Raw genomic sequence first — 22,819 nt, forward strand, 5'->3', positions numbered from 1 at the left:
CGGCGATGGGCATATCAGAGGCTGGGATCCGGGGGCTGCGGGCCGCGCTGTTCAGCGCGCTCGTCGTGCTGCTCTCGGCCGGCTCGCACGTGCTGATGTCACAGGTGCCGCTGCCGCCCGCCCTGGTCGCCGGAGCGTTCGCCGGCGTCTTCGCGATCGCCTACGCGCTGGCCGGGCGGGAGCGGGGCTTCGCCCCGATCGCCGCCCTGCTGGTGCCGCTGGAACTGGCCGCCGACACGGCCTTCACCGCAGGTCAGCACCTGTGCTACGGCCCCGCCGGCGGGCCCGTGTCGGGTCCGCTGCGGGCGCTGGGCCTGGAGGAACTGTGCGGCGGCACGCCGGTGGGCGGGCCGCTGGCCGAGGTGGCCGGGCCCGCCGGTGACCCGGCGGCGCTGCTGGCCTCGGCGGGGCCGTGGACTCCCTGGCTGCTGCTCGCGGCCCACGTCTCGGTCGGGATGGTGGCCGCGCTGTGGCTGCGGCACGGCGAGCGGGCCCTGGGCCGGCTGCTGCGCGCGGTGGCCGCCTCCGCGTTCAGGCCGCTGCTGCTGGCGGTGGCCCGGCGCACCGCACCGGCCACCGCCGTCCGGCGCGCCGCCGCGGCGGTGCGGACGGGCCCGGCGGCCCGGACCCGTTTCCCGGCGCACTCCGTGGGACGGCGGGGACCGCCCGCGCGGGCGCTCGGCACCTGCTGAGCGCTTTCCGCACGACGCAGTCCCCCTCATTCCTCACCCGCACCACCCACGGAGAACACCATGAGCGCACGCAACAGCCAGGCCAGCAAGGCAGCCGCCCGCGAGCGGCTGCGCGCCGAGCGCGAGCGGCAGGCGAAGAAGGACAAGGCCCGCCGCCAGGTCATCGTGGCCGGCGGCGTGGTCGCGGCCCTCGCCCTGGCCGGCGGCATCGGCTTCGCGGTCGTCAAGGCCGGCGAGCCCGGTGTCTGGGAGAAGGCCGCCAAGGCCGAGCTGATCAAGCCGAAGAACACCGAGGGCGACAAGGGCACCACCGTCGTCATCGGCAAGCCGGAGGCCAAGAAGACCCTGGAGCTGTACGAGGACGCGCGCTGCCCGGCGTGCGCCTCCTTCGAGCAGGTCGTCGGCGACCAGATCAAGAAGGACGTCGAGGCCGGCAAGTTCAAGCTCCGGTACGTCGGCGCGACGTTCATCGACAACGCGGCCAAGGGCGAGGGCTCGAAGAACGCGCTGAGCGCGCTGGGTGCGGCGCTGAACGTCAGCCCCGAGGCCTTCCTGGAGTACAAGGGCGCCCTGTACTCGACGGCGAACCACCCCAAGGAGACCGACGACAAGTTCGCCAAGGACGACTACCTGCTCAAGGTCGCCGAGCAGGTCCCGGCGCTGAAGGACAACGCCGACTTCAAGGCCGCCGTCGAGAACGGCACCTACGACCGGTGGGCGCTGGAGATGTCCAAGGCGTTCAGCGAGTCCGGTGTGACCGGCACCCCGACGCTGAAGATGGACGGCAAGAAGATCGACACCCCGCAGACGCCGCAGGCGTTCACGGAGGCCATCGACAAGGCGCTCGCGGGCTGAACCGGCCCGGTGCGGGCGGCGGCGCGCGCCGCCGCCCGGGCCTCGGCCGGAGTTGCCGCAATCCGGTCGGAAATCGAGCGATTTACGCCAATGGACGGGCGAACTCCCGGAGTTCGCCCGTCCATTGCTTTCGCAGGGGTGTTCCACGGCTCATACCCGTCAGTAATATGATCACCCGTGACCAGTCAACTCCCCTCTTCCGGTGCCGCGCCGCGCCGCCGCTCGGTCGTCATGGCCGCGGCGGCCGCCACCGCGCTCGCACCCTTCGCCGCGACGACTGCCCTGGGAAGCAGCGCGCACGCGGCCGAGAACGCCCCGGCGTTCCTGCACGGCGTCGCCTCCGGCGATCCGCTGCCCGACGGAGTCCTGCTGTGGACCCGTGTGACCCCCACCCCCGACGCCGTGCCCGGCTCCGGCAGGGGACCCGCCACCCAGGTCGGCTGGGAGGTGGCCGAGGACAGGAACTTCGCCCGGATCGTGGCGAGCGGCACCGTCACCGCGACCGCCGACTCCGACCACACGGTCAAGGCCGACGTCCGTGGCCTGCGGCCTCAGGCCACGTACTTCTACCGCTTCACGGCGGGCGGCGGCGTCTCCCCCGTCGGCCGCACCCGCACCACCGCGGCCCACGACGCGAGCACCCCCGGGGTCCGCTTCGGCGTGGTCTCCTGCGCCAACTGGGAGGCCGGCTACTTCTCGGCCTACCGCCACCTGGCGGCCCGTACCGACCTGGACGCGGTCCTGCACCTGGGCGACTACATATACGAGTACCAGGCCGGCGGCTACCCCGAGGCGAAGTACGGCGTGCGCCGGCACCAGCCCGCCCACGAGATCGTCACCCTCGCCGACTACCGCCTGCGGCACGGCACGTACAAGACGGACGGCGACCTCCAGGCCCTGCACGCCGCGCACCCGGTGGTCGCGATCTGGGACGACCACGAGTTCGCCGACGACACGTGGTCCGGCGGCGCCGACAACCACACGCCGGGCACCGAGGGCGACTGGGCGGCCCGCGCGGCCGCCGCCAAGCAGGCCTACTTCGAGTGGATGCCGGTCCGCCCCTCCATCGCGGGCACCTGCTACCGGCGACTGCGCTTCGGCAGCCTCGCCGACCTGCACCTGCTCGACCTGCGCTCCTTCCGCTCGCAGCAGGCCAAGACCGGCTCGGGCTCGGTGGACGACCCCGAGCGCACCCTCACCGGGCGCGCCCAGCTGGACTGGCTGAAGTCGGGCCTGGCGAGCTCCACCGCGACCTGGAAGCTGGTCGGCACCTCGGTGATGATCTCGCCGGTGGCGTTCGGCTCGCTGCCCTCGCACCTTCTGGGGCCCCTGGCGAAGCTTCTGGGGCTGCCCGAGGGCGGCCTCGCGATCAACGTGGACCAGTGGGACGGGTACACCGACGACCGCAAGGAGCTGCTGGGCCACCTCAAGGACCACAACATCAAGAACACCGTGTTCCTGACCGGTGACATCCACATGGCCTGGGCCAACGAGGTCCCGGTGAACATGGCGACGTACCCGGGCTCGGGCACGGCCGCGACCGAGTTCGTCGTGACGTCGGTGACCTCCGACAACATCGACGACATCCTGCACGTGCCGGAGAACACCGCCTCACTGGCCGCCGAGGCGGCCATCAAGGGTGCCAACTGGCACGTGAAGTGGCTGGACATGGACGCGCACGGGTACGGCGTCCTGAACGTGACGGCCGAGGCCTCGCAGATGGACTACTACGTCGTGTCCGACAAGAAGAAGCGGGACGCGACGTCGGCGTGGAGCCGTTCGTACCGCACGCCGAACGGCAGCCAGAAGGTGGAGCGGGTCTACAGCCCCGTCCGCTGAATTAGCTGACGTACCGTCAATTTTGCGGCGATCGGGGCACCTTGGCATAGACCAGGTGCCCCGACTGCATCATCGGCAACAAATCTTTTACCTACAGATCTTGACCTATGCATGTCACAGATACATAAGCTTCGCGCCAGCGTGAGGAAAAACCTCCGCCCCCACCACGCTTGCGAGGAGTTCACGTGCGCGCTTCCGCCCGCATATCCCCCCTGCTCCGCCGCCGTCTGATGGGTACGGCCGCCCTGGCCGGAACCCTGGCGTTCGCCCCCCTGTCCGCCCCCACCACCGTCGCCGCGGCCCAGAGCCCGGCCGAGCAGTGCGCCGAGTCCCCCGCCCCGGCCGCCGCCCACGCCCGTGCCCCCAAGGGCCACCACGAGGCCGAGCCCAACGAGGTGACGGAGGAGCAGGTCAAGGCGATGGACGCCGACCTGAAGAAGAAGCTCGGCCAGCTCACCCCCCAGAAGCTGGACGGGCTGCGCGCCGCCGGTGCGAACGGTGCCGCCGCCATCACCATCCCCGTGTACGTCCACGTCATCCACTCCGGCAGCGCCGGCAAGCTGACGGCCACGGACGTGAGCAACCAGATCGCCGTCCTCAACTCCGCCTTCGGCGGCCAGGGCAGCGGCAACGCCAACTCCGGCTACCAGTTCTCGCTGGTCTCGACGGACTACACGGACAACGCCTCCTGGTACAACCTCTCCGACGGCACCCAGGCCGAGAAGGACATGAAGAACGCCCTGCGCAAGGGCGGCGCCAACGCGCTGAACATCTACACCGCCAACCTCGGCGGCGGCCTGCTCGGCTGGGCGACCTTCCCCAGCTCCTACGCCTCGCAGCCCAAGATGGACGGCGTGGTCCTGCTCAACTCCTCGCTGCCCGGCGGCTCCTCCGCGAACTACAACGAGGGCGACACCGGCACCCACGAGGTCGGCCACTGGATGGGCCTCTACCACACCTTCCAGGGCGGCTGCAATGGCAGCGGCGACTCGGTCGCCGACACCCCGGCCGAGAAGACCGCCGCGTACGAGTGCCCGACCGGCCGCGACTCCTGCGCCTCGAAGTCCGGCGTGGACCCGATCCACAACTTCATGGACTACACGTACGACGCGTGCATGTACCAGTTCTCCGCCGGCCAGGTGTCCCGGATGAAGAGCATGTGGACGGCATACCGCGCGAGCTGACCCCGGGCGGCCCCCCGCTGCCCTAACCTGGCGCCATGAGCGCGCCGGGGGACGTGATCGACGGACGGTTCGAGCTGCTGGAGCGGCTCGGCAGCGGAGGCATGGGCACGGTCTGGCGAGCGCTGGACCGTGCCCTGCACCGTGAGGTGGCCGTCAAGGAAGTACGGTCGTGGCCCGGCGAGGACGACGAGGCCTCCCGGGTCCTGCGCGAACGGATCCTGCGCGAGGCCCGCGCCCAGGCGCGGATCAGCCACCCCCACGTCGTCACCGTCCACCACATCGTGGACCAGGGCCCCCACCCCTGGCTCGTGATGGAACTGCTGTCCGGCGGCTCGCTCCAGCAGCGCCTCGAACGCGGGCCGATGCGCCCGGCCGAGGCCGCCCGCCTCGGCCGCGAGGTCCTGGCCGGCCTGAGCGCCGCGCACGCCGCCGGGATCCACCACCGGGACGTGAAACCGGCCAACGTGCTGCTGCGCGCGGACGGTTCGGCCGTCCTCACCGACTTCGGCATCGCCGCCCTCCAGGACGCGACCTCGCTGACCCGGACCGGCGAGATCATCGGTACGCCCGAATTCCTCGCCCCCGAACGGATCCGCGGCGCCGACACCCCGGCGTGCGACCTGTGGTCGCTGGCCATGACGCTCTACGTGTGCGTCGAGGCCGTCAGCCCCATGCGGCGCACGACCACCCTGGCCACCCTGGCCGCCGTCCTGGACGACCCGGTCCCGCCGCCGCGCCGCGCGGGCGCGCTGGGCCCCGTCCTGGCCGAGGTCCTGGTCCGCGACCCGGCGGCCCGCCCGGACGCCCGCCGCCTGGACGCCCTGCTGGCGGCGGTCGCGGCGGGGGCGCCGCTTCCGGCACCCGGGCCGGAGCCGTTCCCGGGCCCGCCCGAGCCCACCCGCGTCGACCCGGCACCGGCCCCCGCGCCCGCTCCGGCGACCCCGCCCCCTCCCGGTGCGCCGGGCCGGCCGGGCGCACCGGCGGGGGCGGGCGCGCGGTCCGGTCCGCCCGCGCCGCCGGCGGACACCCCGCCCGCCGTACCGGGGCCCGGTCCCTACGCCGAGACGCCCCACGAGGCGCTCGCGACCATCGGCCCGTACGCCGCCCCGCCCGAGCGGCCGCGCCGGCGGACCGGCCCGTTCGCCGCCGGCGCCGTGCTCGTCGCGCTCCTGCTGCTGGGCCTGGGGATCTACGTGCTGACCCGGCCGGAGGACACCGGCGGCTCCGTCGCGCAGGGCGGCGGTACGGCCACCACCTCGGCCCCGGCCTCCACGCCGGCGCCGGACCCCAGCCGGACGGCGAGCCCGGCCGGCAGCCCGGCGGCGCCGGCACCGGCGCCACCGAGCCCGGCCCCCTCCCCCACGCCCACACCCACGCCGACGCCCACGCCCCCGCCCGCGCCGGACCGGCCGGGCACCCCCGCGCAGCCCGCCGGCGGCAGCTGGATCGCCCAGCTCCACTCCGAGCCCAAGACGTCCGGCACGGCCGCCCGGGACCAGGTGCTGGCCGGCCTCCGCGGCAGCGTGCCCGAGGCGCAGGTGCTCGACAGTTCCCGGTACGCCTCGCTGAACCCCGGCTACTGGGTCGTCTACGCCCCCGGCCCCTTCACCGACGGCCGGGCCGCGCTGTCCTTCTGCGCGGCCCGCGGCCGGACCACGGCCAACCAGTGCATCGGCCGCTGGCTCAGCAACGCCGAGGACGACTACCGGTACCAGTGCGCCCCGCCGGCCGCCTCCCCCTCCGGCCAGTGCCGCCGGCCCTGACGGCCGCGCCCGCCACCGGCTACAGGCTGTCGAGGAAGCCGAGCGCCACCGTCCAGGCCTGCTCGGCGGCCTCGGCGTCGTAGTCCGGCAGGTCCGGGTCGGTGAACAGGTGCCCCGCGCCCGGGTAGCTGTGCACCTCGACGTCCGCGCCCGCCCGCCGCATCCGCAGGTACCAGGCGGTCAGCCAGTCGTGCGGCTCGAAGGGGTCCGGGTCCGCGACGTGCAGCTGCACCGGCAGCTCGTCGAGCATGGTGTCGTCCGCGAGGTCGGCGGTGCCGTGCAGGAGCAGCAGCCCGCGCGCCTTCGCGTCGGCCAGTGCCAGGTGCTGGGCCACGGAGCCGCCGAAGGAGAAACCGGCGTAGACCAGGCCCTGGTCGGAGTACGGCGCCGCCGCGAGCACCGCCCGCCGGAGCAGCTCGTCGCGGCCGACCTCGTCCCGGAAGGCCATGCCGTCCTCGACGGTGTCGAAGGTGCGCCCCTCGAAGAGGTCCGGCACCTGCACCTGGTGCCCCGCGGCGCGCAGCCGGTCGGCCGCCGCCAGCACCGCGGGCCGCAGCCCGTACGTCGAATGGAAGAGCATGATGTTCATGCACCCATCGTGCCAGTTTCCGGGGGCGTCATTCGGTTACGTTCACTGGCATGGAGATGGAGTCCGTCCTTCGCCCGTTGACCGTCGTCGGTGGCGCGGTCGTGATCACCCTGTTGGCGGGGTGGCTGCTGGACCTGCTGCTGCGCCGTGCCGACGGCCGGCACCGCGAGACCCCGCTGTGGGGGCTGCTGCGCCGCTGCCGGGTCCCCTTCCAGCTGCTGCTCGGCGCCGCGCTGCTGCGCGCGGCCTACCGGCAGACGAAGGTGCTTCCCGACCACTCCGTCGGCGTCGCCCGTGCGCTGAACCTGGTGCTGATCGCGTCGGCGGCCTGGCTGCTGGTGCGGATCGCGACGGCGGTCGTCGACGCCTGGTACGCGCGGTACGCGGCCGCGGCGCCCGACTCGGCGCGGGTGCGCCGGGTCCGTACCCAGGTCACCCTCATCCAGCGGGTGGTGACCGCGGTGTTCGTGGTCGTCGCGCTCGCCGCGATGCTGCTGACCTTCCCGGCGATGCGGACGATGGGCGCCTCGCTGCTCGCCTCGGCCGGTGTGCTCGGCATCGTGGCCGGCATCGCCGCTCAGTCCAGTCTGAGCAACCTGTTCGCAGGCCTGCAGATCGCGTTCGGCGACACCGTACGGATCGGGGACACGGTGGTCGTGGACCGGGAGTGGGGCACGGTCGAGGAGATCACGCTGACCTTCCTGACGGTGCGCACCTGGGACGAGCGGCGGATCACCATGCCGGTGTCGTACTTCACCGGCAAGCCGTACGAGAACTGGTCGCGCGGCGGTGCGGAGATGACCGGCACCGTCTTCTGGCACCTGGACCACAGCGCGCCGGTCGCCCTGATGCGCGAGCGGCTGGCCGATCTGCTCAAGGACATCCCGGAGTGGGACGGCCGCTCGTCCGGTCTGGTGGTCACGGGCACCACCCCGACGACCATCGAGGTGCGGGCGGTGGTCACGGCCAAGGACGCGAACGACGTGTGGACGGTGCGCTGCGCGGTCCGCGAACGGATGATCGCCTGGCTGGTCGCCGAACACCCCGGCGCGCTGCCCCGCCTCGCCACCTCACTCCCCCCGGGCGGCGCCGTCTCCTCCTGACCCGCCGCCCTCCCGTTCCGCGCCCTCCCGCCCGCCGAGGACCAGCCGGAACAGCGCCCCGCCGCCCGGAGCCGCCTCCGCGTGCAGCTCCGCACCGTGGGCGCGGGCGATCTGGCGGGCCATCGCCAGGCCCAGACCCGAGCCGGGCAGGGCGCGGGCCGTGCTCGCGCGGTAGAAGCGGTCGAAGACGTACGGGAGGTCCTCCGGGGCGATCCCGGGGCCGTGGTCGCGGACCGTCAGGGCGGCCGGGGTCAGCTCGACCTCGACCGGCCGGCCCGGCGGGCTGAACTTGGCCGCGTTGTCGAGCAGGTTGGCCAGCAGCCGGGTCAGCCGGGCCGGTACGCCCGCCAGGACCACCTCGCCGGTGCACCGGACGGTGAAGGGGACGGCCGGCCAGTGGGTCCGCGCGGCCTGGACGCAGCTCTCCACCAGGGGCCCGAGGCGGACCTGTTCGAGCAGCGGCCGCGGCTCCTCGTCACGGGCGAGTTCGATCAGGTCGTTGACCAGGCCGGTCACCTCGCGCAGCTGGCGGCCGAGCGCGGCCTGGGCCCGGTCGCGCTGCCCGGGGGTCAGCCGGTCGGCGCGGGCGAGGAGTTCGGCGTTGGTGCGCAGCGCCGTGAGCGGGGTGCGCAGCTCGTGCGAGGCGTCCGCGACCAGGCGGCGCTGGGCGGTGACGGACTGTTCGAGCTCGCCGAGCATGGTGTTGAAGCTGCCGGCCAGCCGGGTCAGTTCGTCCTCGCGGCCCGGCGGCGGCAGCTCGATGCGCAGCCGCGCGTCGCGGGTGGCGGCGATCCGTTCGGCCATGGCGGTGAGCCGGGTGACGGGTGCCAGGCCCGTGCGCGAGACCCAGTAGCCGAGGGCGGCGGCGAGCAGCACCCCGGCGGCGCCCACGAGGACGAGCCGGTGGGCGGCCTGCCGGATGCCGTCCTGGACGGTGTCGGAGCGCAGGGCCACCTGGAGGGCGCGGCCCTTGGCGTAGTCGGTGGTGAGCATCCGGGCGGGATGCCCGGCGACGGTGATGTCGGTGTAGTACGGCGCGTGCCGGCCGGCGGCGACCGCGCGGGCGGCGCCGGTGACCGGCAGCAGGTAGGGCGCGGCCGGGTCCCGCGCGGGGTCGGCCGGGACCACCTCGGCGCAGGCCGGCGCGGCCAGGTACCGGCACTGCCCGGCGAGGGTGCCGGGCGCCGCGTCCCGTTCTCCTTGCGCGGCCAGCCGGGCCGACTGGGTGAGGCTGAGGTCGAGCTGCTGGTAGAGCTGGCCGCGCACCACGAAGAAGGCGGCCGTGCACACACCGAGCGCCACGAAGGCCACGGCGGCGGTCGCGGCCAGCGCCATCCGCGTCCGCAGCGGCCGGCGGCGGCGCCAGGGCGGCCCGGCGCGGCGCCGGCTCACCGGGCCTCCAGGCGGTAGCCGACGCCGTGGACGGTGTGCACCAGGCGCGGCTCGCCGCCCGCCTCCAGCTTGCGGCGCAGGTAGCCGACGTAGACGGCGAGCGAGTTGGACCCGGGCCCGAAGTCCTGGCCCCAGACCAGCTCCAGGATCAGCTCGCGCGGCAGCACCTGGCCGGGGTGGCGCAGCAGGAGTTCCAGCAGCGCGGACTCGGTACGGCTGAACTCCAGCGGCCGTCCGCCCCGGTGGCCGGTCCGGGTGTCCGGGTCCAGTTCCAGGTCGGCGTAGGACAGCGGGGCCGAGCCCGCCACGTCGTCGGGGGCGGCCCGGCGCAGCAGGGCCCGTACCCGTGCCATCAGCTCGTCCAGGGCGAAGGGCTTGACCAGGTAGTCGTCGGCGCCGGCCTCCAGCCCGTCGACGCGCTCGCTGACGGAGTCCAGGGCCGTCAGGACCAGCACGGGGGTGCGGTCGCCGAGGGCGCGCAGCTGCCGGCACACGCCGAGCCCGTCGAGGACGGGCATCATCACGTCGAGGACGACGGCGTCCGGCTGCCAGGCCGCGATCGCGGAGAGCGCGGCCAGTCCGTCGCCGGCGCCGCGCACCTCGTACCCCTCGACGGCCAGCCCGTCCTCGACGGCGGCCCGTACCTCCGGCTCGTCGTCGACCACCAGGATCCGGTGGTGCGGCTCACTCATTGCCGGCCCCCGTCCCGTGCCCCTCGCGCTTCGCTCATGGGACACAGCCTGCCAAAGGGGGCGGGCGAACCTCTTAGAACCTTCTTAGGGCACACCGGGAGGGTGCGGGCATGAGCACTCCTACGGGCACTCCTACGAGCACTCCCGCCGGCACACCCTGCGGCGCACCCCTCGGCGCACCCCTCGGCCCCCCGCTGTCCGTCGTGATCGGCGCGGGCGGCACCGGCGGTCACATCTATCCCGGTCTCGCGCTCGCCGAGGCGCTGCGCGCGGCCGTTCCGGGCGCGGTGGTCTCGTTCGTCGGGACCGAACGGGGTCTGGAGACGGACCTGATCCCGGGCGCGGGCTACCGGCTGCACACCGTCGACATGATCCCCTTCGATCCCTCGCTCGGCGCGAAGCGGTACCTGCTGCCCGCGGCCCTGCTCCGCTCGGCCCGGCAGGCCCGCGACGTGATCCGGGCGCAGGGCGCGCAGGTCGTCGTCGGCATGGGCGGCTACCCGAGCGCGCCGGCCGTGCTGGGGGCCCGGCTCGCGGGGCTGCCGGCGGTGATCCACGAGTCCAACGCGGTGCCGGGCCGGGCGAACCGGTTCGCGGCCCGGCTGACCCCGCACATCGCGGTCGCCTTCGACCGCAGCCGCGGCCATCTGGCGGGCGGGGAGCGGGCGCTGACCACCGGGATGCCGATCTCGGCGGCGCTGGCCCGGCTGGCCTCGCTCGGCCCGGCACAGCGGGCGGACCTGCGCGCCCGGGCCCGGCGGGAGCTCGGTGTCCCCGGCCGGCGGCGGCTGGTGGTCTTCAACGGCGGCAGCCTGGGCGCCGTACGGCTGACCGGGGCGGCGACGGAGCTGGCCCGGCGGTGGCGGGACCGGGACGACGTCACCCTGCTGATCAAGACCGGGCCGGCGGTGCTGGACCGGACGGCGGCGGAACTGGCGGCTTCGGGCGGGGACCGGATCGCGCGGGCGGTGCCGTACCTGGACCGGATGGACCTGGTGTACGCGGCCGCCGACCTGGTGGTGTGCCGGGCGGGTTCGGCGACGGTCGCGGAACTGGCGGCGACCGGGGTCCCGGCGCTCCTGGTCCCCTACCCGCACGCGCCGGGCGACCACCAGACGCACAACGCGCGGGTGCTCTGCGACGCGGGCGCGGGCCTGCTGCTGGCGGACGCCGAGACCACCGGCGGCCGGCTGGCGGAGCTCGTGGGCCCGCTGCTGGCCGACCCCGGCCGGCTGGCCGCGATGGCCGGGGCGGCCGACCCCGGACCCCACGCGCGGGCCGCCGAACTGCTGGCGGCGCACGTGCTGCGTACAGCCGGTCTCCCCGCCCCTCCCCCCTCCCTCTGCTCCCCTTCCTCCCCCTCCTCCCCTTCCCTCCCGTTCTCCCTGGAGTCCGCATGACCATCGCCCACGACGGAACCGCTTTCGACTGGACCGGCCGCACCGTGCTCGTCACCGGGGCGGAGGGGTTCATCGGCTCGACGCTGGTGGACCTGCTGGTGGCGCGCGGCGCCCGGGTCCGGGCCTTCGTCCACTACAAGCCGTACGCCGAGAAGGGCCACCTGAAGCGGTACCTGGCCGACGGCACCGGCGAGGTGGAGATGTGGGCGGGCGACGTCCGCGACGCCGGCCGGGTCAGTGACGCGGTGGCCGGCTGCGACACGGTGTTCCACCTGGCGGCCCTCATCGGGATCCCGTACAGCTACGACTCGCCGGGCGCGTACGTACAGACGAACGTGACCGGGACGCAGAACGTGGCGGAGGCCTGCCGGCGCTGGGGCGTGCGGCGGCTGGTGCACACCTCGACGAGCGAGGTCTACGGCACGGCGCTGACCGCCCCGATCTCCGAGACCCATCCGCTCCAGCCGCAGTCGCCGTACTCGGCGTCGAAGATCGGCGCGGACATGATGGCGCTCTCGTTCCACCACGCGTTCGAGCTGCCGGTGGCGGTGGTCCGGCCGTTCAACACGTACGGTCCGCGGCAGTCGGCGCGTGCGGTGATCCCGACGATCCTGGCGCAGCTGCACGCGGGCGTCCGGGAGATCCGGCTGGGCTCGCTGACCCCGACCCGGGACTTCACGTACGTGACGGACACGGCGGAGGGCTTCCTGGCGGTGGCGGCCTGCGACCGGGCGCTGGGCGAGGTCGTCAACCTGGGCACGGGGCAGGAGATCTCGATCGGCGACCTGGCGGCGGCCCTGATCGCGGCGTCGGGGCGGGAGGCGTCGGTGGTGACCGATCCGGCCCGGCTGCGGCCGTCGGGCAGTGAGGTCGAGCGCCTGCTGTCGGACAACTCCCGGGCCCTGGCCTGGGCCTCCTGGGCGCCGAGGGTGCCGCTGGCCGAGGGCCTGCGCCGCACGTCGGACTGGGTCGCGACCCATCCGCACCTGTTCGCCCCGGCCCGCTACCAGGTCTGACGACACCCGGCGCCGTAGCCGCCGGGCCCGGCGTACCGGGCCCGGCGGCTACGGCGCCCGGAGGCTGCGGACGTCGAGGTGGCGCAGCACGCGGTCCACGACCTCCGGGTCGGCGCCCGGTTCGCTGCGCGCCGAGAGGACCTCGTGACGGGCCGCCGACATCATCTCCCGCTGGATCCGCTGGACGGTGTGCAGCCGCGAGACCCGCTGCGCGTACGCCTCCCGCCGTTCCTCGTCCACCAGGTCGGGGCTGATCCGCGCGCCGACGTCGAAGGCCCGCCGCTGGAGCTGTTCGACCAGGTCCTCCGGCAGTTCCTCGACGCCCTCGATCTCCTTCAGCCGCCGCCTGGCCGCCTTCGCGGCGCGGACGGCCAGCTGCCGTTCGAACTCCCGCTGCGCGTCCGTGTCCGGCTCCACGCCCAGCCGGCGCACCAGCCAGGGCAGGGTCAGTCCCTGGAGCACCAGCGTCGTCATGACCACCGCGAAGGCGATGAAGACGATCTGGTCGCGGGCGGGGAACGGGTCGCCGGCGTCCGTGGTCAGCGGGATGGCCAGCGCGAGGGCGACCGAGGCCACGCCCCGCATCCCGGCCCACCACATCACCACGCTCTCCCGCCAGCTCAGCGGGATCTCCTCGTCGTAGTCGCGCCGGTCGTGCAGCTTGCGCGCCAGCCACGCCGCCGGCAGCAGGTACAGCAGCCGTACGCCGACCACGACCGCGGTCACGGCCGCCGCCCAGCCGGCCGGCTCGGCCGCGCGGCCGCCCGCCGTACCGAAGACGTTGTACAGCTCCAGGCCGATCAGGCCGAACGCGACCCCCGTCACCAGCGTGTCGATGACTTCCCAGAAGGTGTGCCCGGCCAGCCGCCCGAGCACGTCGTCGGCGTCGCTCGCGTACTCGGCGAGGAACAGCGCGGTCGTCAGGACCGCCAGGACGCCCGAGCCGCGCAGTTCCTCGGCCAGCACGTACGCCACGAACGGCACCAGCAGTGTGAGCCCGATCTGGAGCGTGGCGTCGCCCAGCCGCCCCATCAGCCGGTTCGTGAGCCAGCCCAGTCCCAGCCCGACGGCCACGGCGACGACGGCCGACAGCACGAACGCGCCCAGGGCCCCGGGCCAGGAGAAGCTGCCGCTCACGGCCGCGGCGACGGCCACGTGGTAGAGCACGATCGCGGTGACGTCGTTGAAGAGGCCCTCGCCCTCCAGGATCGACACCATGCGCCGGGGCAGCCCGAGCGAGCCGGCGACGGCGGTGGCCGCGACCGGGTCGGGCGGCGCCACGAGCGCGCCCAGCGCGACGGCGGCGGCGACCGGCAGCCCGGGGACGACGGCGTGCGCGGTGGCGGCGACGGCGGCGGTCGTGACGAACACCAGCGCGACCGCCAGCAGGAGGATCGGCCGGACGTTGGCCGCGAACTGCCGCCAGGAGGTGCGCTGCACGCCCGCGTACAGCAGCGGCGGCAGCACCAGCGGCAGGATGAACTCGGGCCGGATGTCGACGTCGGGGACGAACGGCAGGACCGCCAGCACCATCCCGGCCACGGTCATCAGCACCGGCGCGGGCAGCCCCAGCCGGTCCCCGAGCGGCACGGTGACCACGGCCCCGAGCAGCAGCACGAACAGCAAGGCGAGCTGATCCACAGCGCCCACCTTGCCACGGTGTGCCCGGTTTCCGGTCTACGGCAGGCGGCGCCGCATCGCCCGGTGCGGCATGCCCGCGTCGTCGAACTCCGGCCCGTACGCCTCGTAGCCCAGCCGCTCGTAGAAGCCGAGCGCGTGCGTCTGCGCCCCGAGATCCACGGCCGACAGGCCCAGCGCCACGGCCTCCGCCTCGATCGCGCGGACCAGCAGCGCGCCCACGCCCAGGCCGCGCGCGGCCTTCAGCACGGCCAGCCGGCCCAGCGATCCGACCTCCGGGTCACCGGTCTTGGCCAGGGCCGCGGGCCCGTACAGCAGCCGGCCGGTGCCCAGGGGGCCGTCGGGGCCGACGGCCAGGACATGGATCGCGCCGGCGTCGTACGCGTCGTACTCGACCGCCTCGGGCACGCCCTGCTCGACGACGAAGACCTCGGTACGGACCGCGTAGCAGGCCGCCAGGTCCTCCGCGGTCGTGACCCGGCGGACCTCGATCCCGGTCCCGGTCACTCGCTCTCCTTGCGGATCACGTCCAGCGCGTGCTGGAGGTCCGCCGGGTAGGTGCTCTCGAACTCCACCCACTGCCCGTCGGAGGGGTGCTCGAAGCCCAGCCGCACCGCGTGCAGCCACTGCCGGGTCAGGCCCAGCCGCTTGGCGATGGTCGGGTCCGCGCCGTACGTCAGGTCGCCGACACAGGGGTGGCGGTGCGCGGACATGTGCACGCGGATCTGGTGGGTGCGCCCCGTCTCCAGCTTGATGTCGAGCAGGGAGGCGGCGCGGAAGGCCTCGATGAGGTCGTAGTGGGTGATGGACGGCTTGCCGTCCTGGGTCACCGCCCACTTGTAGTCGGCGCTGGGGTGCCGCCCGATCGGCGCGTCGATGGTGCCGCTCATCGGGTCCGGGTGCCCCTGTACCAGGGTGTGGTAGCGCTTGTCGACGATCCGCTCGCGGAACTGGTGCTTGAGCGAGGTGTACGCGCGCTCGGACTTCGCGACGACCATCAGGCCGGAGGTGCCGACGTCGAGGCGGTGCACGATGCCCTGGCGCTCGGCGGCGCCGGAGGTGGAGATCCGGTAGCCGGCCGCGGCGAGACCGCCGATGACCGTGGTGCCCGTCCAGCCGGGGCTGGGGTGGGCGGCGACCCCGACCGGCTTCATGATCACGACGATGTCGTCGTCGTCGTGGACGATCTCCATGCCCTCGACCGGCTCGGCCACGATCTCGACCGGCCGCGGCGGCGCGGGCATCTCGACCTCGAGCCAGGCGCCGCCGTGCACCCGCTCGGACTTCCCGACGACGCTGCCGTCGACCGCCACCTTCCCCGCGGCCGCGAGCTCGGCCGCCTTCGTCCGGGAGAAACCGAACATACGGGCGATGGCGGCGTCGACGCGCTCGCCTTCGAGGCCATCGGGAACGGGCAGGGTGCGGATCTCGGGAATCGTACTCACCCGTCGAGTATGCCTTGTCAGTCCTTGTGGACGGTGCCGTCCGGGTCCAGGCCCCGGAACGACAGCAGGACGATCAGGATGCCGCCGCACACGATCGCGGAGTCCGCCAGGTTGAAGACGGCGAAGTGCGCGGGCGCGATGAAGTCGACCACCGCACCCCGGAAGACGCCCGGCGAACGGAAGATCCGGTCGGTGAGGTTGCCCAGCGCACCGCCCAGCAGGAGACCGAGCGCGATGGCCCAGGGCAGGCTGTAGAGCTTGCGGGCCAGCCGCACGATCACCACGATCACGGTCGCCGCGATGCAGGTGAACAGGATCGTGAAGGCCTCGCCGAAGCCGAAGGCGGCGCCGGGGTTGCGGACCGCCGTGAACTTCAGCAGGTCGCCGACGATCTCGATCGGCGGCTGGTGCTCCAGCTTCGCCACCACGATCATCTTGCTGCCGAGGTCGAGGGCGAAGGCCAGCACCGCCACCACGAGCAGCGCGACGATCCGCCGGTGCCCGCCCGCGGGTACGGGCTCCGGCTGCGGCTGCGACGCGTCGTCTCCGACCTCCGGCGTACCGATGATGCGCTCCGCCTCTGCCACGTGAGTCCCTCGAACTAGCTCGACAACTGCAAGACGAGGGTACGTCAGCCCGCGACGACTAGTGCCGCCGCTCCTGCTTCTGCTTGCACTCCACGCACAGCGTGGCCCGCGGGAACGCCTGCATCCTGGCCTTGCCGATGGGCCGGCCGCAGTTCTCGCACAGCCCGTAGGTGCCCGCGTCCAGACGCTCCAGGGCGCGCTCGGTCTGCTCCAGCATCTCGCGGGCGTTCGACGCGAGGGCCAGTTCGTGCTCGCGGGTGATGTTCTTGGTGCCGGTGTCCGCCTGGTCGTCGCCGGCGCCGTCGCCCGAATCGCGCATCAGGCCCGAGATGGCCTCGTCGGAGGCCTGGAGCTCGGCCTGGAGCCGCAGCACCTCGCTCTGCAGCTGGGAGCGTGCCTCGGCGACCTCGGCGGGCGTCCAGGGTTCCTCGCCCGGCCGTACGGCGAGCTCGCCGGGCTCGGCGGGCACGGCGGCGACGCGGACCTTGGGCAGCCCGCTGGTGGCGGCGGTGGCCGCCTTCCTGGACCGTCCCGTACCGGTGCTCTTCTTGGCAACCACTGTCCCGGCTCCCGTCTGCTTCGCGGCCTGGGCCGCCCCCTCGGTCACCGCCGCCTTGGCGGTGGCCTTCTTCGTGGTCGTCCTGGTGGTCTTCCCGGCGGACTTCTTGCTGGTCTGCGCGGCGGCCTTCGCAGCGACCTTCGCGGCGGACTTCTCGGTGACCTTCCCGTCCACGGCCTTCTTGGCCGGGACCTTCTTGGCCGTCGCCTTCTTGGCCGTCGCCTTCTTGGCCGGGGCCTTCTTGGCCGTCGCCTTCTTGGCTGCGGCCTTCCCGGCGACCGGTTCCGCGACCGCGGCCTTCCTGCCCGCGGCCTTCTTGTCCGGCGCCTTCTTCGCCACGGCCTTCTTCGCCACGGCCTTCGTCGCCACGGCCTTCTTCGCCGCCGTCCCGGTCGCCGTGGACTTCTTCGCGGCGGTCTTCTTCACCACCATGGCCGCGGCCCCTTCACATACTGTGATATTGCACGCGAATCGTGCTGGGACGATAAATCGACTCCAGCCCCACGGCAACGGGGCGCGCGTCCTTCGAGGCCAACCTGCATCCGTTGTGCCCACCTGCGCGCCCGGTAATCCGCACAGGAGCCCCCGCGGAAGCCCGCGCGGAGCCCCCGGCGCACACGGGACCGTTCGGGTCATCGCGCGGCCCGCCCCGCGCCCCCGCCACGCCCCGGCGAAAACCGGTCTGCCGTCCCGCCCCCCGGCCCGTACACTGGGCCCAGCGAGAGGCATGGATGGGGACGAGTAGCGTCGGACGCAGCCAGGAGCGACCCGGGGACGGTGAGAGCCCGGGGGCGAGCGCGACGTGAAGGATCACCCCGGAGCCGCCGGAAGAACGCCGCAGGAGCGCCCTGGGGCCAGTAGAACCGGCTTCGCACCCCAATGAGGGGGCCACCGGACCCGTCCGGCGGCCAAGGAGGGTGGTACCGCGGGAGCTGCGCGCTCTCGTCCCTCCGGACGGAGAGCAGACCCCCGCCGGAGGAAGACACCCACCTCATGAGTACGCAGCCGCAGCCGAAGCCGCAGTACCGCCCGGTACCCGCCCAGGTCGACCTGCCCGCCCTGGAGCACGCCGTCCTGGAGTTCTGGCAGGACAACAAGACCTTCGCCAAGACCCTGGAGCAGTCCGAGGGCCGCCCCGAGTGGGTCTTCTACGAGGGCCCGCCCACCGCCAACGGCATGCCCGGCGCGCACCACATCGAGGCCCGCGTCTTCAAGGACGTCTTCCCCCGCTTCCGGACCATGCGCGGCTACCACGTGGCCCGCAAGGCCGGCTGGGACTGCCACGGCCTGCCCGTCGAGCTCGCCGTCGAGAAGGAGCTCGGCTTCAACGGCAAGCAGGACATCGAGGCGTACGGCATCGCCGAGTTCAACGCCAAGTGCCGCGAGTCCGTGACCCGCCACACCGACGCGTTCGCCCAGCTCACCACCCGCATGGGCTACTGGGTCGACCTGGACGACGCGTACCGGACCATGGACCCCGAGTACGTCGAGTCGGTCTGGTGGTCCCTGAAGGAGATCTTCAACAAGGGCCTCCTCGTCCAGGACCACCGCGTCGCCCCCTGGTGCCCGCGCTGCGGCACCGGCCTGTCCGACCACGAGCTGGCGCAGGGCTACGAGACGGTCGTCGACCCCTCGGTGTTCGTGCGCTTCCCGCTGACCTCCGGCCCGCTGGCCGGCGAGGCGGCCCTGCTGGTCTGGACGACCACCCCCTGGACCCTGGTCTCCAACACCGCCGTGGCGGCCCACCCCGAGGTCACCTACGTCGTCGCCCGCCGTACCGGCGGCGAGGACGCAGAGAAGCTGGTCGTCGCCCAGCCGCTGCTGGAGAAGGCCCTGGGCGAGGGCTGGGAGGCCACCGGCGAGTCCTTCACCGGCAAGGAGATGGAGCGCTGGACCTACCAGCGCCCCTTCGAGCTGGTGCCCTTCGACGCCCCCGCCCACTACGTCGTGAACGCCGAGTACGTCACGACCGAGGACGGCACCGGTCTGGTCCACCAGTCCCCCGCCTTCGGCGCCGACGACCTCGCGGTGTGCCGCGCGTACGGCCTGCCCGTCGTGAACCCGGTCCGCCCCGACGGCACCTTCGAGGAGGAGGTCCCGCTCGTCGGCGGCGTCTTCTTCAAGAAGGCCGACGAGAAGCTGACCGCCGACCTCGACGCGCGCGGCCTGCTCTTCAAGCACATCGCCTACGAGCACAGCTACCCGCACTGCTGGCGCTGCCACACCGCGCTGCTCTACTACGCGCAGCCGTCCTGGTACATCCGCACCACCGCCGTCAAGGACGCGATGCTGCGCGAGAACGAGAAGACCAACTGGTTCCCGGAGTCGGTCAAGCAGGGCCGCTTCGGCGACTGGCTGAACAACAACATCGACTGGGCGCTCTCCCGCAACCGCTACTGGGGCACCCCGCTGCCGGTCTGGCGCTGCGAGGAGAACCACCTCACGTGCATCGGCTCGCGTGCCGAGCTCTCGGAGCTGACCGGTACGGACCTCTCCGCCCTGGACCCGCACCGCCCGTACATCGACGAGGTCACCTTCCCCTGCACGGCCGAGGGCTGTTCCCTCACCTCGGTCCGCGTGCCGGAGGTCATCGACGCCTGGTACGACTCGGGTTCGATGCCGTTCGCGCAGTACGGCTACCCGTACAAGAACAAGGAACTCTTCGAGTCCCGCTACCCGGCGCAGTTCATCTCCGAGGCCATCGACCAGACCCGCGGCTGGTTCTACACCCTCATGGCCGTCGGCACGCTGGTCTTCGACAAGTCCTCGTACGAGAACGTGGTCTGCCTGGGCCACATCCTCGCCGAGGACGGCCGCAAGATGTCCAAGCACCTCGGCAACATCCTCCAGCCGATCCCGCTGATGGACCAGCACGGCGCCGACGCCGTGCGGTGGTTCATGGCGGCCGGCGGCTCGCCGTGGGCGGCCCGGCGCGTGGGGCACGGCACGATCCAGGAGGTCGTCCGCAAGACGCTCCTCACGTACTGGAACACGGTCGCCTTCCAGGCGCTGTACGCCCGTACGTCGAACTGGGCGCCCTCGGCGGCCGATCCGGCCCCGGCCGACCGCACGGTCCTGGACCGCTGGCTCCTCTCCGAACTGCACGCGCTGGTGGGCGAGGTGACGGAGGCGATGGAGGCGTACGACACCCAGCGCGCCGGAAAGCTGCTCTCGGCGTTCGTGGACGACCTGTCCAACTGGTACGTGCGCCGCTCGCGCCGCCGGTTCTGGCAGGGTGACGCGGCGGCGCTGCGCACCCTCCACGACGTGGTGGAGACGATCACCCGTCTCCTGGCCCCCCTGACCCCGTTCATCACCGAGCGGGTGTGGCAGGACATGGTCGTTCCGGTCACCCCGGACGCGCCGGAGTCGGTGCACCTGTCGACGTGGCCGGTGGCGGACGCCGCGCTCGTGGACCCGACGCTGTCGCAGCAGATGCTCCTGGTCCGGCGCCTGGTGGAGCTGGGCCGTGCGACGCGGGCCGAGTCCGGCGTCAAGACGCGCCAGCCGCTGTCCCGGGCGCTGGTCGGAGCGTCGGGCTTCGACGCGCTGTCCGACGACCTCCGGGCCCAGATCACGGAGGAGTTGAACGTCTCCTCCCTGGCCTCGCTCTCCGAGGTCGGCGGGTCCCTGGTGGACACGACGGCGAAGGCGAACTTCCGGGCGCTGGGCAAGCGGTTCGGCAAGGGCGTGCAGGACGTGGCGAAGGCGGTGGCCGCGGCCGACGCGGCGGCGCTGTCCCTGGCCCTGCGGTCCGGCTCCGCGGAGATCTCCCTGAACGGCGAGTCGATCACCCTCTCCCCGGAGGAGGTCATCATCACGGAGACCCCGCGCGAGGGCTGGTCCGTCGCCTCGGACTCGGGCGCGACGGTCGCCCTTGACCTGGAGATCACGCCGGAGCTGCGGCTGGCGGGCCTCGCCCGTGACGCGATCCGCCTGATCCAGGAGGCCCGCAAGAACTCGGGCCTGGACGTCGCGGACCGCATCGCGCTGCGGTGGTCGTCGACGGATCCGGAGGTCGTCACGGCCCTGACGGACCACGCCGCCCTGATCGCGGACGAGGTCCTGGCGACGGACTTCGCGGCGGGCGACGCCGACGACACGTACGGCACCCCGTTCACGGACACCCCCCTGTCCCTGACGTTCCGCCTCCGCAAGGCATAGCCCCTCACGGCCCGCCCCCTCGTTCCCGGGGGGGGCGGGCCGCCCACTACGCGGTGCAACCGTGACGCCGCCCGGCCCCGGCACCTCAAACGCCGGCGGCGCTGAATCGGTACGCCTCAATCGCCGGCGGGGCTCAAAGAGCGAGGGCCCGCCGACGGGGCCGGAAGGCACCCGACGGGGCCGGGTGAACGGGGCGCTGCCCCGGGCCCCGCGCCTCAATCGCCGGCGGGGCTCAAAGATCGGGGGCTCCGCCCCCAGGCCCCCAGTACGTGCGCTTCGCGCCCGTGCGCTCAAACGCCGCGCGGGCTGGACATGCCGCTCCGCGGCATCCCAGCCCCGCGGACCCCATCCCAGCCCCGCGGGCCCCATCCCAGCCCCGCGGGCCCCATCCCAGCGCCGCGGGCCCCACTCCCACCTCGCCGGGCCCCATCCCAGCGCGGCCGGGCCCCATTCCAGTGCCGCCGGGCCCCCACTCCAGCCTTCGCCGGGCCCCATTCCAGCGCCGCCGGGCCCCATCCCAGCCCCGTCGGCGATTGAGGCGCGGGGCCCGGGGCAGAGCCCCCGAAACCTGCCCCCCTGGGCAACTATCAGCGCCGCCGGGCACCACTCCAGCCCCGCCGGCGATTGAGGCGCGGGGTCCGGGGCGGAGCCCCGAAACCTGGCCCACCGGGCAACCTTCCGGCGCCGCCGGGGACGGGAAACGGGCCGGGCCCGGGTTCCACTGGAACCCGGGCCCGGCCCGTGTGTCACCGGACGGCGGTGACTAGTTGTCGTCCTCGTCGATCAGGAAGCCCCGCATCGGCGACGGCGCCTGCTGCATCGGCTGCGGCGCAGCCGGCCGCACCGGAGCCATCGGCTGCGTCATCGCGGGCGACATCTGCTGCTGACCGCCGTACGACGGCGCTCCACCCATCGGCGACGGCGCACCCATCGAGTGCATCGCACCCGCCGGAGCCATCGACGGCGCCGGGGACGGCGGCAGCGACGCGGTCGCCGGCGTCCGCGGCGGCGCCAGCGAGTCGTCCGCCTGCGTCTCCAGCTGACGCAGCTGCGACTCCAGGTACGACTTCAGCCGCGTCCGGTACTCCCGCTCGAAGCCCCGCAGGTCCTCGACCTTGCGCTCCAGCGTGGCGCGCGCGGACTCCAGCGAGCCCATCGCGACGCGGTGCTTCTCCTGGGCGTCCCGCTCCAGCGCGTCGGCCTTGGCGCGGGCGTCCCGCTCCAGGCCCTCGGCGCGGCTGCGCGCCTCGCCGACGATCTTGTTGGCCTCGGAGCGGGCCTCCGCGATCGCCTGGTCGGCGGTCTGCTGCGCGAGCGAGAGGACGCGCGCGGCGCTGTCGCCGCCCGGGCCCTGACCGGGCTGCGGCAGCTGCGGCTGCTGCATGCCCATCGGCTGCATCTGCTGACCCATCGGCTGGCCCATGGGCTGCATCTGCTGCCCCATGGGCTGGCCCATCTGCTGGCCCATGGGCTGCCCGAGCTGGTTCTGGCCGCCCATGCTGTGCTGCATGGGGCCGCCCATCGGGCCGGGGCCCTGCGGACCGCCGTGGCCGGGACCGGCCGGCAGCTGCGGCTGGCCGCCGGGAAGCTGCGGCGGACCCATCTGCGGGGGGCCCTGCTGGACCGGCGGGCCGGATATGGCCGCGGGCACGGGGGCGCCCGGACCGCGCTGGTCCTGCGGCTCCGGCTTGCGCATGCCCTGCTGCTGCTGGTTCTGCGCGGCGGCACGCGTCGCGGCGGCCAGCTTCGCGCGCAGGTCCTCGTTCTCGCGCAGCAGACGCGTCAGCTCGGCCTCGACCTCGTCAAGGAAGGCATCGACCTCGTCCTCGTCATAGCCTTCTCGGAGGCGGACGGTCGTGAACTGCTTGTTCCGCACGTCCTCAGGGGTCAGCGGCATGTCT

Annotated in this window: 18 protein-coding genes; 9 read left to right on the forward strand and 9 right to left on the reverse strand. The window is 73.5% G+C overall.

What is annotated here, in order from left to right:
* Positions 1–5 precede the first annotated feature (5 nt).
* The 5 genes from ACIPXB_RS11680 (at position 6) to ACIPXB_RS11700 (ending at position 6,333) form a co-directional block, all read left to right on the forward strand.
* Positions 6–692 carry a hypothetical protein gene (locus ACIPXB_RS11680; protein ID WP_401447716.1) on the forward strand — a complete coding sequence of 229 codons (687 nt, stop codon included), beginning with the start codon at positions 6–8 and terminating at the stop codon, positions 690–692.
* 60 nt (positions 693–752) lie between these two features.
* The gene (locus tag ACIPXB_RS11685) at positions 753–1,547 is read left to right on the forward strand and encodes a DsbA family protein (RefSeq protein WP_401447718.1); all 795 of its coding nucleotides are present in this window, start codon (positions 753–755) and stop codon (positions 1,545–1,547) included.
* Positions 1,548–1,724: 177 nt separating this feature from the next.
* Positions 1,725–3,386: an alkaline phosphatase D family protein gene (locus ACIPXB_RS11690; protein ID WP_401447721.1), complete on the forward strand. Its 1,662-nt coding sequence runs from the start codon at positions 1,725–1,727 to the stop codon at positions 3,384–3,386.
* 230 nt (positions 3,387–3,616) lie between these two features.
* A complete protein-coding gene (locus ACIPXB_RS11695) occupies positions 3,617–4,570 on the forward strand; it encodes a zinc metalloprotease (protein WP_401448276.1) in 954 nt (317 codons plus the stop codon).
* A 35-nt stretch (positions 4,571–4,605) separates the two neighbouring features.
* On the forward strand, positions 4,606–6,333 hold the full coding sequence (locus ACIPXB_RS11700; protein ID WP_401447724.1) for a serine/threonine-protein kinase: 1,728 nt from the start codon (positions 4,606–4,608) through the stop codon (positions 6,331–6,333).
* Positions 6,334–6,352: 19 nt separating this feature from the next.
* Here ACIPXB_RS11700 and ACIPXB_RS11705 read toward each other — a convergent pair whose 3' ends face one another.
* Positions 6,353–6,922, reverse strand: a complete 570-nt coding sequence (locus ACIPXB_RS11705; protein ID WP_401447726.1) for a dienelactone hydrolase family protein — start codon at positions 6,920–6,922, stop codon at positions 6,353–6,355.
* A gap of 50 nt (positions 6,923–6,972) precedes the next feature.
* On the opposite strand from ACIPXB_RS11705, the gene ACIPXB_RS11710 reads away from it, so the two are divergent.
* Entirely contained in the window at positions 6,973–8,025 is a 1,053-nt protein-coding gene (locus tag ACIPXB_RS11710) for a mechanosensitive ion channel family protein (RefSeq protein ID WP_401447728.1), read from the forward strand.
* Here the strand turns inward: ACIPXB_RS11710 and ACIPXB_RS11715 are convergent.
* Both ACIPXB_RS11715 and ACIPXB_RS11720 read right to left on the reverse strand, forming a co-directional pair.
* On the reverse strand, positions 7,993–9,360 hold the full coding sequence (locus tag ACIPXB_RS11715; RefSeq protein ID WP_401448278.1) for a sensor histidine kinase: 1,368 nt from the start codon (positions 9,358–9,360) through the stop codon (positions 7,993–7,995). The two genes, ACIPXB_RS11710 and ACIPXB_RS11715, sit on opposite strands and share 33 nt — an antisense overlap.
* A gap of 53 nt (positions 9,361–9,413) precedes the next feature.
* A complete protein-coding gene (locus ACIPXB_RS11720; RefSeq protein ID WP_401447730.1) occupies positions 9,414–10,109 on the reverse strand; it encodes a response regulator transcription factor in 696 nt (231 codons plus the stop codon).
* A 110-nt stretch (positions 10,110–10,219) separates the two neighbouring features.
* Here ACIPXB_RS11720 and ACIPXB_RS11725 point away from each other — a divergent pair, with 110 nt between their 5' ends.
* Both ACIPXB_RS11725 and ACIPXB_RS11730 read left to right on the forward strand, forming a co-directional pair.
* The gene (locus ACIPXB_RS11725; RefSeq protein ID WP_401447733.1) at positions 10,220–11,509 is read left to right on the forward strand and encodes a UDP-N-acetylglucosamine--N-acetylmuramyl-(pentapeptide) pyrophosphoryl-undecaprenol N-acetylglucosamine transferase; all 1,290 of its coding nucleotides are present in this window, start codon (positions 10,220–10,222) and stop codon (positions 11,507–11,509) included.
* Entirely contained in the window at positions 11,506–12,525 is a 1,020-nt protein-coding gene (locus ACIPXB_RS11730; RefSeq protein WP_401447735.1) for an SDR family NAD(P)-dependent oxidoreductase, read from the forward strand. Before ACIPXB_RS11725 ends, ACIPXB_RS11730 begins: the two co-directional genes overlap by 4 nt.
* Before the next feature lie 48 nt (positions 12,526–12,573).
* Here the strand turns inward: ACIPXB_RS11730 and ACIPXB_RS11735 are convergent, their stop codons facing one another.
* From ACIPXB_RS11735 to ACIPXB_RS11755, 5 genes are read right to left on the reverse strand one after another with little or no spacing between them, the layout of a single operon-like run.
* Complete coding sequence (locus ACIPXB_RS11735) at positions 12,574–14,166, reverse strand: Na+/H+ antiporter (protein ID WP_401447737.1); 1,593 nt, start codon at positions 14,164–14,166, stop codon at positions 12,574–12,576.
* Between the two features lie 36 nt (positions 14,167–14,202).
* On the reverse strand, positions 14,203–14,670 hold the full coding sequence (locus ACIPXB_RS11740) for a GNAT family N-acetyltransferase (protein ID WP_401447739.1): 468 nt from the start codon (positions 14,668–14,670) through the stop codon (positions 14,203–14,205).
* Complete coding sequence (locus tag ACIPXB_RS11745) at positions 14,667–15,608, reverse strand: RluA family pseudouridine synthase (protein ID WP_401447741.1); 942 nt, start codon at positions 15,606–15,608, stop codon at positions 14,667–14,669. The genes ACIPXB_RS11740 and ACIPXB_RS11745 overlap by 4 nt, the downstream gene beginning before the upstream one ends.
* A gap of 17 nt (positions 15,609–15,625) precedes the next feature.
* Positions 15,626–16,195: a signal peptidase II gene (gene lspA / locus ACIPXB_RS11750; RefSeq protein WP_401447743.1), complete on the reverse strand. Its 570-nt coding sequence runs from the start codon at positions 16,193–16,195 to the stop codon at positions 15,626–15,628.
* A gap of 58 nt (positions 16,196–16,253) precedes the next feature.
* On the reverse strand, positions 16,254–17,186 hold the full coding sequence (locus ACIPXB_RS11755) for a TraR/DksA family transcriptional regulator (RefSeq protein ID WP_401447745.1): 933 nt from the start codon (positions 17,184–17,186) through the stop codon (positions 16,254–16,256).
* Positions 17,187–17,747: 561 nt separating this feature from the next.
* On the opposite strand from ACIPXB_RS11755, the gene ileS reads away from it, so the two are divergent.
* Positions 17,748–20,918: an isoleucine--tRNA ligase gene (ileS, locus tag ACIPXB_RS11760; RefSeq protein WP_401447747.1), complete on the forward strand. Its 3,171-nt coding sequence runs from the start codon at positions 17,748–17,750 to the stop codon at positions 20,916–20,918.
* Between the two features lie 763 nt (positions 20,919–21,681).
* Here ileS and ACIPXB_RS11765 read toward each other — a convergent pair.
* Positions 21,682–22,815, reverse strand: coding sequence for a DivIVA domain-containing protein (locus tag ACIPXB_RS11765; RefSeq protein WP_401447749.1), 1,134 nt, complete (start codon positions 22,813–22,815; stop codon positions 21,682–21,684).
* Positions 22,816–22,819: the final 4 nt, after the last annotated feature.

It is taken from the genome of Streptomyces sp. NPDC090022 (genome assembly GCF_044748145.1).
Lineage (GTDB): Bacteria > Actinomycetota > Actinomycetes > Streptomycetales > Streptomycetaceae > Streptomyces.

What these genes read in the sequence shown, in the direction of transcription:
- ACIPXB_RS11680 (WP_401447716.1), top strand. Translation starts at nt 6, where the DNA reads ATGGGCATATCAGAGGCTGGGATCCGGGGGCTGCGGGCCGCGCTGTTC.
- ACIPXB_RS11685 (WP_401447718.1), top strand. Translation starts at nt 753, where the DNA reads ATGAGCGCACGCAACAGCCAGGCCAGCAAGGCAGCCGCCCGCGAGCGG.
- ACIPXB_RS11695 (WP_401448276.1), top strand. Translation starts at nt 3,617, where the DNA reads ATGGGTACGGCCGCCCTGGCCGGAACCCTGGCGTTCGCCCCCCTGTCC.
- ACIPXB_RS11700 (WP_401447724.1), top strand. Translation starts at nt 4,606, where the DNA reads ATGAGCGCGCCGGGGGACGTGATCGACGGACGGTTCGAGCTGCTGGAG.
- ACIPXB_RS11705 (WP_401447726.1), bottom strand. Translation starts at nt 6,922, where the DNA reads ATGAACATCATGCTCTTCCATTCGACGTACGGGCTGCGGCCCGCGGTG.
- ACIPXB_RS11710 (WP_401447728.1), top strand. Translation starts at nt 6,973, where the DNA reads ATGGAGATGGAGTCCGTCCTTCGCCCGTTGACCGTCGTCGGTGGCGCG.
- ACIPXB_RS11715 (WP_401448278.1), bottom strand. Translation starts at nt 9,360, where the DNA reads ATGGCGCTGGCCGCGACCGCCGCCGTGGCCTTCGTGGCGCTCGGTGTG.
- ACIPXB_RS11720 (WP_401447730.1), bottom strand. Translation starts at nt 10,109, where the DNA reads ATGAGTGAGCCGCACCACCGGATCCTGGTGGTCGACGACGAGCCGGAG.
- ACIPXB_RS11725 (WP_401447733.1), top strand. Translation starts at nt 10,220, where the DNA reads ATGAGCACTCCTACGGGCACTCCTACGAGCACTCCCGCCGGCACACCC.
- ACIPXB_RS11730 (WP_401447735.1), top strand. Translation starts at nt 11,506, where the DNA reads ATGACCATCGCCCACGACGGAACCGCTTTCGACTGGACCGGCCGCACC.
- ACIPXB_RS11755 (WP_401447745.1), bottom strand. Translation starts at nt 17,186, where the DNA reads ATGGTGGTGAAGAAGACCGCCGCGAAGAAGTCCACGGCGACCGGGACG.
- ileS (WP_401447747.1), top strand. Translation starts at nt 17,748, where the DNA reads ATGAGTACGCAGCCGCAGCCGAAGCCGCAGTACCGCCCGGTACCCGCC.
- ACIPXB_RS11765 (WP_401447749.1), bottom strand. Translation starts at nt 22,815, where the DNA reads ATGCCGCTGACCCCTGAGGACGTGCGGAACAAGCAGTTCACGACCGTC.